General features: G+C 61.8%; 8 protein-coding genes and 1 tRNA gene. 1 reads left to right on the forward strand and 8 read right to left on the reverse strand.

Annotated features, from left to right (window positions below; genetic code table 11):
• Positions 1 to 162: 162 nt before the first annotated feature.
• From E4O92_RS21190 to pepN, 8 genes are all read right to left on the reverse strand, one after another.
• Positions 163 to 507, reverse strand: a complete 345-nt coding sequence (locus E4O92_RS21190; protein WP_135191651.1) for a hypothetical protein — start codon at positions 505 to 507, stop codon at positions 163 to 165.
• 8 nt (positions 508 to 515) lie between these two features.
• Entirely contained in the window at positions 516 to 854 is a 339-nt protein-coding gene (locus E4O92_RS21195; protein WP_135191652.1) for a DUF4339 domain-containing protein, read from the reverse strand.
• Between the two features lie 11 nt (positions 855 to 865).
• Complete coding sequence (locus E4O92_RS21200) at positions 866 to 2,254, reverse strand: SPFH domain-containing protein (protein ID WP_135191653.1); 1,389 nt, start codon at positions 2,252 to 2,254, stop codon at positions 866 to 868.
• 35 nt (positions 2,255 to 2,289) lie between these two features.
• Positions 2,290 to 3,297 (reverse strand): zinc ribbon domain-containing protein, encoded by a 1,008-nt coding sequence (locus E4O92_RS21205; RefSeq protein WP_135191654.1) that lies wholly within the window; start codon positions 3,295 to 3,297, stop codon positions 2,290 to 2,292.
• A 402-nt stretch (positions 3,298 to 3,699) separates the two neighbouring features.
• Positions 3,700 to 4,350 carry a hypothetical protein gene (locus E4O92_RS21210; RefSeq protein ID WP_135191655.1) on the reverse strand — a complete coding sequence of 217 codons (651 nt, stop codon included), beginning with the start codon at positions 4,348 to 4,350 and terminating at the stop codon, positions 3,700 to 3,702.
• A gap of 410 nt (positions 4,351 to 4,760) precedes the next feature.
• Positions 4,761 to 4,836: transfer RNA gene (locus E4O92_RS21215), tRNA-Thr, on the reverse strand.
• Between the two features lie 76 nt (positions 4,837 to 4,912).
• A complete protein-coding gene (locus E4O92_RS21220) occupies positions 4,913 to 5,914 on the reverse strand; it encodes a class 1 fructose-bisphosphatase (protein ID WP_135191656.1) in 1,002 nt (333 codons plus the stop codon).
• Positions 5,915 to 6,114: 200 nt separating this feature from the next.
• Positions 6,115 to 8,760: an aminopeptidase N gene (pepN, locus tag E4O92_RS21225; RefSeq protein ID WP_135191657.1), complete on the reverse strand. Its 2,646-nt coding sequence runs from the start codon at positions 8,758 to 8,760 to the stop codon at positions 6,115 to 6,117.
• Positions 8,761 to 8,945: 185 nt separating this feature from the next.
• Between pepN and E4O92_RS21230 the strand changes: the two genes are divergently transcribed.
• Positions 8,946 to 9,581: a DUF4136 domain-containing protein gene (locus E4O92_RS21230; protein ID WP_135191658.1), complete on the forward strand. Its 636-nt coding sequence runs from the start codon at positions 8,946 to 8,948 to the stop codon at positions 9,579 to 9,581.
• Positions 9,582 to 9,684: the final 103 nt, after the last annotated feature.

Raw genomic sequence — 9,684 nt, forward strand, 5'->3', positions numbered from 1 at the left:
GTAGGGAGCGCGGGGCCGCCGAGGACCTGTGCGCACGCGGTTCGCAAACGTAGCGCAGAGAAGCGGCAGCCGCCAGTCGGGATGCGATGACCGCGTGCGCACTGGTGCGCACCCTACGCTGGAAAAAGTGCGCCGGGCGGCGCACTTTGGAAGAGGCAGGGCTTACTGCTTCGCCCCAAATACCGCGTTCGCGGTTAAGATGAAAGTCAGGAACACCACGCCATCGGTGATGACGTAGCTGGTTTGCGAAAACATTCCGAAAGAAAAAACCAGCTGGATCGCCAGGCCGACGACGAAAAATGTTCCGGACAGCACCTTGAGGTTGACCGCCGTGCGCGGCTGTTCAACCTGACAGCCCAGTGCGGTCCCGAGGGTGCAGCCGAGAAACAGGAAGCTGCCCACGGCCATCGTGCCTTTGATGGTGTTCGCGTCCGCGCTCACCAGCCCGAACGTGATCAGGCCACTGACGAGCAGGGCGATTAAAAGATTCAACGCATGCACGCGCATATTCGTTCCTAGGAAGTGAAAGGTGGCGGGGTGAGCGCGACCAGGCGCAGCACTTCGGGCGTGTTTTCCACGGTCTGCCACTGGGCCATGCCCGGCTTCCAGACATAACTTGCCCTGGTCACGCGCGCGGTCATGATCAGCTTGAGCAGTTCAGCCTCGTCAAATGGCCCTGCGCTCTTACCGTCGAAGACGACCCAGAAGCCCGGCGCGCATACCTGCTTGTTGTAGCCCGGCATTGCCTGCTGGCTCAAGGCGGCATTCATCGATTCGACCATTTGGCGGGCGACCGCCGTGCACAGTCCAAACTCGACAAGGCGGTCGATCGAATAGAAGTTGTTGTCATCCATCAGCTTCCCTTTCAGGCTGCGCCGGGCATAGGCGGCGGTGGCGGCGGCGGTGGCGGCGGCGCCAGGCTGAAGATAGGCGCCAGCTCGGCAATGCTTCCGGCTGCTTCCCAGCCGCTCATGCCCGGCTTCCACGCATAGGTAGTCGGCAGCAGCTGGCCGGTGCGCGCCATGTCTTGCAGTTGGGGCAACGGGAACGGCCCGACGGTCTGCCCGTTGATGTTCAGGTTGTACTGGGCCTGTAGCAACGGCGGCGGTGGTGGCGGCGGCGACATCATCGGCGGCGACATCGGCGGCTGGGCGATATTGCTGCCGGCAACGTTCATCATGTTGGCCATCTGCCCACCCATGACGCCACCGACGGCCAGGCCAGTCATCATGCCGACCGGATTGAAGCCTCCCCCGCCCGTGCCCAGGTCCATTGCCGTCATCTGCCCGAGATTGCTGGCTGCGTCGCGCAGCACCGAGGTCTGCTGGTCGAGCTGATGCGCGGCCAGGTGCTGGGTCTCGGTCTGCAGGCGCTGGAAGCGCTGGGATTCCTCGCGCTGGATGCGCAGCGACTCGCTCATGTTCTCGGCATTAATCAACTGAGTCATGTCGATGTTGCGCATCCCCACCTCATTCTGCTTTTGGCGCATCGCGATTTCGAGATCGGCGGTCACCGAACGCAGCTGGGCATATTCTTCCGTGGTCTTGTCGACCTCGATCGTGTCGACGTCCAGGCGCAACATGTTCACCCTGAAATCCTCGGCGAACGCCTGCGCCACGCGCGGCCTGACCAGGTCATTCACGTCCAGCAGCTTGCGTTCGATCTGCAGGACGGGGATGCCGTGGTCGGACGGCGCGTTGCTGACAATGCCCTTGACGTTCTTGATCAGCGCGTCGCGCACCAGCAGGCGGAAGCGCTCGAGGTCAAAGTCGATCAGCCGATGCTGCTTGATGAAGGCACGGTAATCGGTGATGTTGAAGATCAGCGAGCCGCGCACCGCCACCTTGACCGGGAAGTCCAGGAAGCGCGGATCGAAGACATCGAAATACGGCACGCCGAACGGAATCTTGATGTTGCCGGCCAAATTGATGAAATAGACCTCGGCCTGGAACGGCGACTGGCCGGCGTAAGGCAGCCCGAGAATGCTGCTGATGACCGGGAAGTTCGCGGTCTTGATGGTCTCGTCGAACGGCCCCTCGATGAAATCCTGGTGCTGCCCGTCCGCCTGCTGGTAGACGAACACCGCCACCTCGCCGTCCTTGACGCGCAGGCTGCTGCCCCAGCGGATCGCGTTTTCCTTGGTGGTGCTGTTGGCCGAGCCGCTGGGCCGCCACTTCCAGACCAGGTAATCGGTCTGGTCGCAGCGGATCACGTCCATCGCGCCGCCTTCTGCCTTGTTCGAAAAGAGTCCCATGGATCGATTTTTTCTTTCTTATGAAGGATCGGCGGTTACCACTGCTGTTCGGTGGCTGCCTCGCGTTTATCGGTAGCGGCCTTCGCTGCGGCCGCCTTCTCCCTGGCGGACTCGATGCCCTGCAGTTCCGCCGTCTTCTCCTCTTCGGCGACATGCTCCGCTGTCTGGCGGTAGGCCACCGCCTCTTTCTCGGCCACCTGGCGATTGGCTCGGCCCTGCGCCAAGGCGATTTCGCGTTCGAACTCGCTGCGAATCAGGCCGGCGACCTGCTCGGCCGTCTCCTGCCAAACCACTTTCATCTTCGCGTTCTGGTCCTCCTTGCAGCTTGTTTCAAGCTCCCAGCGTAACTTGCCGGCTTTGACCTTGGCGCCTATAAAGTCCTTCCCGCGCACGTCCTGTTCGATCGCCGCGTAGAGATTTTCCAGGCGCGACTTCTCCGCGGACGCGTCCTTGGCATAGGCCTGCTCGCATTCCTTCAGCTCTGGGGACCCCATGATGTAGAGGATGAACAGGACCCCCAACACCGAGAAGAAAATGAACTTGCGCTTGGCCTTGATCTTCTTTTCCTCGGACAGCTTGTGTTGTAGGCTCGCCTCGATCTGCGCGAACTCGGCCAGCGCCGCCGCCTCGTCCTTGTAGGCATGCTTGGCGAGGTTGAGTACCTCGATGAACTTGGCTCGCCAGTCTTCGACGTTCGGGTCCGGCTTGACGCTCGCGACTATCCTCGGCTGAATGTAGTAGATCAGCTGCTGCAGGTCTTCGCGTGAATTGGGCACGGCGAAGTCCCGTATCACGCGCCCCTTTTTCTCGATAATGGCCTGATCGCGGGCATAGCCCTTGTAGCCGAGCGCGTCGACATCGCGCTCGATTTGCGCGAAACGTTCGGCCAGGGATGTGATCGTCCGGTTTGCCTCGACATCGAGTAACTCGTGCCCGCAAGAAGCGCAAGTCGACACGAAGGCGCCAAGCGAGGCGCCGCAACTGGGACACTTGTGGATACTGCCCTGCTTCTGCTGGACAGGCGTTTCTACTACTTCACTCATGGTTTCACCTCTTGCGCGCTGTACGGGAAGAGCTGCTCCCGATTACTGGAATCGCCCGAGAATGCGAACCCGGCATAGACCAGGGGAGCTTCGGTCTGCGCTGCCTGTGCTGGTGCTGGCAGGAGGAATACCAGTTGGCGCTGCAAACTCATTATCAATTATTTCCGCATACCAATATTGAAAGTTTGGCATGCTAGCACAGCGCGTCCGGATTGTGCGAAAAATAAGGGGCGCCGCCCCCCTGGCCGACAGGGACGAAAAAAACCCGTGATCTCACGGGGAGTATCACGGGTTGTCGAACACCCTTGGACGTCGAAACAAGCAATCGTCAGTACTTGTTCAGAGAAAAGTAACTGTTACGCCATCAGTGTTCGCGTTCACAATCTTGAGACCGAAAAGCAATCAATACTCGCGGCGGTTCCCGCCCAGGAGTTTAGCCAGCACGTAGCCTGCGCTAAGCGCGATCACCAGCGCGGTGGCCGGCTTCTGGCGGACATATTCCCTGGTCGATGCCATCCACTGAGTGGCGGCGTCGGAAAGCTGCTGCTGGCGCTGGCCGAGGCCCTGGCTGGCGCCGTTGATCATGTCGGTCATCTTGTCCACGCCCGCATGGGCACTGCTGGCCAGGCGGTCGACCATTGGCTGCGCGGCTTGTGCCGCCTTGTCGATCGTCCGGTGCATCTGCTCCGGATTGACTACCGAAGCGATCCCGCTTTGGCTGGATTCCTGCGACCTTTGGCTGGAATCCTGCGACATGCGGCTGCCGCCCATGCTGACACCGCTATGGGTGGTGGCGGCGGTCCCGCTCATGGTGCCGGTTCCGCTCGATCCGACGGTGCTGTTGCCCATGCTGCCGCTGCTACCCGCGCCGCTGGAACCCATCGAGCTGGTCGAGGCATTGCTCACGCCGCCGGTCGAGCTGGTACCTCCCTTGCTGCCGCCCGCCATCTGGTCCTTGCCCTGGTTGCCTGCGGTCTGGTCCTTGCCCATGCTGGTGCCCAAGCCCTGTCCCAAATTGCGTGCGCTTCCCTCGTTCGACTTCTGATTATCCATGATGTATCCCTCGTAAAAATGTAGACCAACGCGGAGTAGACCGATAACTGACCATCACCACATTCTTGCCTGATTTCGCTGCAAACAAAACGAAGGCGCGAAAATGGGCTGTTCTACATCAATGGTTTTTAAGAGTGCTGCCTTGGGTCAATTCACTGATCTTCGCGACACCAATTCAGGTCAAAAGTTCCACAGATAGGAGACCATCCCCGCCGTTCGCAGTGTTGCGCGCCCGCCTTCCGGCGCCTGGTCGGACGCGGATCATGGATTCGCGTCTCGATGGATAAAAATATAACGAATAGCTGGGATGCACTGTGCGCTGGCTAACAGAGCACTGTTACGGCTCGGACAGCGAAGGGGCTGAAAACACAAAACCCGCGCCTCTTGCGAGAACGCGGGTTGTGATGTTCTGGTGCCGGAGATAGGAGTCGAACCTACGACCTTCGCATTACGAATGCGCTGCTCTACCAACTGAGCTACACCGGCATAGAACGCAATTGTAGCAGACGAATTAGGAAACTTGCTAGTCCCGAAGTTGAGTCACCGGCAAGGCCCGGCCGGCTTACTCCACGTGGTAGCCGGTCACCTGCTCGACCTCGCTCTTCGAGCCGAGGAAGACCGGCACGCGCTGGTGCAGCGAGGTCGGGGTGATGTCGAGGATGCGCTGGCGGCCGTCGGTCGCGGCGCCGCCGGCCTGTTCGACGATCATCGCCATCGGGTTCGCTTCGTACATCAGGCGCAGCTTGCCGGGTTTGGACGGGTCGCGCGCGTCGGCCGGGTACATGAAGACGCCGCCGCGGTTCAGGATGCGGTGCACGTCCGCCACCATCGAGGCGATCCAGCGCATGTTGAAGTCCTTGCCGCGCGGTCCGGTTTTACCGGCCAGCAGTTCGTCGATGTAGCGCTGCACCGGCGGATACCAGTGGCGCTGGTTCGACATGTTGATCGCGAATTCCTTCGTCTGCTCCGGAATGCGCATGTCGCGCTGGGTCAGCACCCACGAGCCCATCTCGCGGTCCAGCGTGAAGCAGTTCACGCCATGGCCGGTGGTGAGGACCAGCATGGTCTGCGGGCCGTACACGGCGTAGCCGGCCGCCACCTGCTGCGCGCCCGGCTGCAGGAAGGCCTGCTCGGTTGGCGCGCCCATGCCTTCGGGCGCCTTGAGTACCGAGAAGATGGTGCCGATCGAGACGTTCACGTCGATGTTCGAGGAGCCGTCCAGCGGGTCGAACATCAGCAGGTATTCGCCCATTGGGTAGCGGTTCGGGATCGGGTGGATGGTTTCCATTTCTTCCGATGCCATGGCAGCCAGGTGGCCGCCCCATTCGTTCGCTTCCAGCAGGATCTCGTTCGAGATCACGTCGAGCTTTTTCTGGACTTCGCCCTGGATGTTTTCGGTGTCGGCGCTGCCCAGGATGCCGCCCAGGGCGCCCTTGCCCACCGAGTGGCTGATGGTCTTGCAGGCGCGAGCCACAACTTCGATCAGCAGGCGCAGTTCGGCTGTGATGGCGTTGTTGAGGCGCTGTTCCTCAACCAGGTGTTGCGTGAGACTGACGCGTTTCATTTGGGTCCTTTGGTTTGTGGGGATTCGGTTTCGGGCAAGGCGTGCGCGGGGAGCGGGCGCTGCAGCGGCGGCGCCAGCGGTGTGTTCAATCCGCGTGGGCACGGAGTGCCCACCCTACGGGAAGCGTCACGGGCCTGGTTGGACAGGGCACGGGATGCGTCGCGGGCCAAGTTGGACAGGGCACGGGAAGCGTCACGGGCCTAGTTGGACAGGGCTTTGCTGACGACTTCGCGCACGTCGTTGGAGAGCTTGGTTTGGCCAGCCACTTTTTCCAGCGCCTGCTTCATGTACGCCTGCAGCTCGGGCGTGTAGCGGCGCCAGCGGTCCATCGCGCGCGACAGGCGGCTCGCAATTTGCGGATTGAGCGCGTCCAGCGCAATTACCTGCTCGGCCCAGAACGCGTAGCCGCTGCCGTCCGCGGCGTGGAACTGTACCGGGTTCGCGGCGCAGAACGACGAGATGAGGCTGCGCACGCGGTTCGGGTTGCGCATGTTGAACGCCGGATGCTTCATCAGTTTGCGCACCTTGGCCACGTCTGTGGTCGCGGCGGTGGCCTGCATCGCGAACCATTTGTCGATCACCAGCGCTTCGTCTTCGAACTCGTCGTAGAAGCGGTTCAGCGCGTCCGGCGCCGCTGGGGCGTTGGCGTGGATCAGGGCGCCAAGCGCGGCGACGCGGTCGGTCATGTTGGTCGCATTCGAGAACTGCTCTTGTGCGAGCGCGAGCGCTTGCTCGGCCGGCGTCGCGCCAAGATAGGCCAGCGCCAGGTTCTTGAGCGCGCGGCGGCCGATCGATTCGGCGTCCGCGCTGTATTCGCCGGGAGTCTGTTGCGAGCGGTACGTGGCCAGCAGTTCGTTGTGCAAGCGCGCGCCGATCTCGGCCCGCATGAATTGGCGCGCCGTGTGGATCGGCAGCGGCTGCACCACGTCCATCTGGTCCGCGATCATGCTTTCCGACGGCAGCAGCAGCGCCTGTTCGCGGAACGCCGGGTCGAGCGTGTCGTCGGTCAGGATCTTGCGCATCGCCTCGACAAAGGTGTCGTCCAGGCTAAGCTCGCCGCCGGCAGCGGCCACCTCGGTCAGCTTGAGCAGGCGCTCCATCGACAGGCGCTGGCCGGCTTCCCAGCGGTTGACCGGGTCGCTGTCATGGCTGAACAGGTGCAGCAGTTCGGCATCGCTGTAGCCGTACTTGAGCACCACCGGCGCCGAAAAGTCACGCAGCAGCGAAGGCGTCGGCGATTCGGCCACCCCGCTAAAGACAAAGTTCTGTTCGCTTTCCGTCAGCTCCAGCACCGCGGTGGTGCCCAGTTCCTTGCCGTCGATGGTGAGCGGCAGGTCGCGGCCGCTTGCTCCGAGCAGGCCCACAGCGACCGGGATGTGGAACGGGAGCTTGTCCGGCTGGCCGGGGGTCGGCGGGCACGATTGCGAAAGCTTGAGCGTGTAGGTCCTGGCCGATTCGTCGTAGCGTCCTTCGGCCTGCACCACCGGCGTGCCGGACTGGCTGTACCAGCGTTCGAACTGGTCCAGGTTGCGGCCATTGGCGTCGGCCATGGCCGAGCGGAAGTCGTCGCATTCGACGGCCTGGCCGTCATGCCGTTCGAAGTACAGGTCCATGCCCTTGCGGAAGCCTTCGCGGCCGAGCAGGGTCTGGTACATGCGCACGACCTCGGCGCCCTTCTCATAGACAGTGACGGTGTAGAAGTTGTTGATCTCGACGAAGGAGTCGGGACGTACCGGATGCGCCATCGGGCCGGCGTCTTCCGGGAACTGCACCTGGCGCAGCGTGCGGACCTGGTCGATGCGGTTGACCGCGCGGCCGCTGCTTGTTCCGATCATGTCGCCCGAAAATTCCTGGTCGCGGAATACGGTCAGGCCTTCCTTGAGCGACAGCTGGAACCAGTCGCGGCAGGTCACGCGGTTGCCGGTCCAGTTGTGGAAGTATTCGTGGCCGACCACCGCCTCGATGCCCTGGAAGTCGACATCGGTGGCCACGCGCGGGTTGGCCAGCACGTACTTGGTGTTGAAGATGTTCAAGCCCTTGTTTTCCATCGCGCCCATGTTGAAGTCGCCGGTGGCGACGATCATGAAGCGGTCCAGGTCGAGCTCGAGACCGTAACGCTCTTCGTCCCAGCGGATACTGCGCTTGAGCGACTGCATCGCATGGTCGGTCTTGTCGAGGTTGCCCTCTTCCACCCACACCTGGAGCAGCGCCTCGCGGCCGTCGGCCAGCTGGAACTTTTCTTCCTGGCAGACCAGCTTGGCGGCGACCAGCGCGAACAGGTAGGACGGCTTGGGGAACGGGTCTTCCCACTTGGCGTAATGGCGGCCGTCGCCGAGCTCGCCCTCTTCGACCAGGTTACCGTTCGACAGCAGCACCGGGAACCGTTCCTTGTCGGCGCGCAGCATCACGGTGTACCTGGCCATCACGTCCGGACGGTCCGGGAAATAGGTGATGCGGCGAAAGCCTTCGGCCTCGCACTGGGTAATGAAGTTGCCATTGGAGACGTACAGGCCGGAGAGCGCCGTGTTCTTTTCCGGCGCGCACAGCGTTTCGATCTCGAGCGTGACCTCTTCCGGCGCGTGCGCAATGCGCAGCAGGTTGCCCTCGATGCGGTAGTCGCGCTTGCCGAGGGTTTTGCCGTTCAGTCGCAGCGCCACCAGTTCAAGTTCCTCGCCATACAGCTCGATTTCGCGCTGAGCGCTGGCGGGGTTGCGCCGCATCGTCAGCCGGTTGGCCACGATGGTGCGGGCAGGGTCGAGGTCGAAGCCGAGTTCCACGGTGTCCACCAGGTAGCTCGGCGGCGTGTAGTCCTTCCGGTAAATGGTCTGGGGCGTGTCAGTGCGCATGGAAAGTGTCCGCTCTATACAGTGGGTGAAGTCCGCCTATTTTACCAACATGAGTTCGGGCGGTTCCGTTCCATTTCTTGTATCGGACTGTGGGGACAGTAACTGTCTGTAAATTAATCTGCGAAAATTGAACGATAAGGTATCCTATGAAGTGAGAAAGGCCGCAAGAACAAATGGAGAGAATTATGAAACGCCTGTTTACCGCCGCCGGAGTAACGCTGACCCTGCTGCTGACCGGCTGCGCGAGCACGATACGCAGCGACGTGACCACCTTCCAGCAATGGCCCGCCCAGCTGGACGACAAGAGTTATGCCTTCGAGGCGCCGCCGGCGGCCGACGACACGCTGGAAATGCGCAGCTACCAGGAATTGGTGCGGGCGCAACTGGCCAAGCTGGGCTTTCATGATTCAGGCGTGAACAAGCCGGCGCTGCTGGTGTCGATGCGCTTTACCACCACCGATGTGCCGGTTCGGGTAGTACATCAGAGCAATCCGATGCTCTACAGGTATATGTTCTACAGCCCCTACACCTACATGTACCGCGGGCGGACCCGGTTCATTGGCACCGGGTTCTATGATCCGTTCTGGGACCCGTTCCCGTCGTACCAAGTCATTACGCATCACAACTACCATCGCGAACTGAAAGTTGGCATCCGTTCGGCAAAAGACGGCAAGCGCCTGTTCGACGTAACCGTGCGCAACGATAGCCGCGAGTTCGCGACACCCAAGGTGATGCCGGCGCTGGTGCAGAGCGCGTTCGTGGACTTTCCGGGGCCCAATGGCGTGGCCCGGGTGGTGACGTTGGAAGAAAAGAACGGCTGAATTAAGCAGCCGGGATACAAAACCGGGATGGCTGTGCGCTGCCATGCCGGTTTTTTTATACGTGAAGCTCGCAGGGCGGCGTAGGGTGCGCACCTGTGCGCAC

Source organism: Massilia horti (assembly GCF_004614195.1).
In the GTDB taxonomy this organism is placed as follows: domain Bacteria; phylum Pseudomonadota; class Gammaproteobacteria; order Burkholderiales; family Burkholderiaceae_D; genus Telluria; species Telluria horti.

Excerpts from the sequence above, each read along its gene's own strand:
- E4O92_RS21220 (WP_135191656.1), bottom strand. The coding sequence starts at position 5,914 with ATGAAACGCGTCAGTCTCACGCAACACCTGGTTGAGGAACAGCGCCTC.
- E4O92_RS21190 (WP_135191651.1), bottom strand. The coding sequence starts at position 507 with ATGCGCGTGCATGCGTTGAATCTTTTAATCGCCCTGCTCGTCAGTGGC.
- E4O92_RS21205 (WP_135191654.1), bottom strand. The coding sequence starts at position 3,297 with ATGAGTGAAGTAGTAGAAACGCCTGTCCAGCAGAAGCAGGGCAGTATC.
- E4O92_RS21195 (WP_135191652.1), bottom strand. The coding sequence starts at position 854 with ATGGATGACAACAACTTCTATTCGATCGACCGCCTTGTCGAGTTTGGA.
- pepN (WP_135191657.1), bottom strand. The coding sequence starts at position 8,760 with ATGCGCACTGACACGCCCCAGACCATTTACCGGAAGGACTACACGCCG.
- E4O92_RS21210 (WP_135191655.1), bottom strand. The coding sequence starts at position 4,350 with ATGGATAATCAGAAGTCGAACGAGGGAAGCGCACGCAATTTGGGACAG.
- E4O92_RS21230 (WP_135191658.1), top strand. The coding sequence starts at position 8,946 with ATGAAACGCCTGTTTACCGCCGCCGGAGTAACGCTGACCCTGCTGCTG.
- E4O92_RS21200 (WP_135191653.1), bottom strand. The coding sequence starts at position 2,254 with ATGGGACTCTTTTCGAACAAGGCAGAAGGCGGCGCGATGGACGTGATC.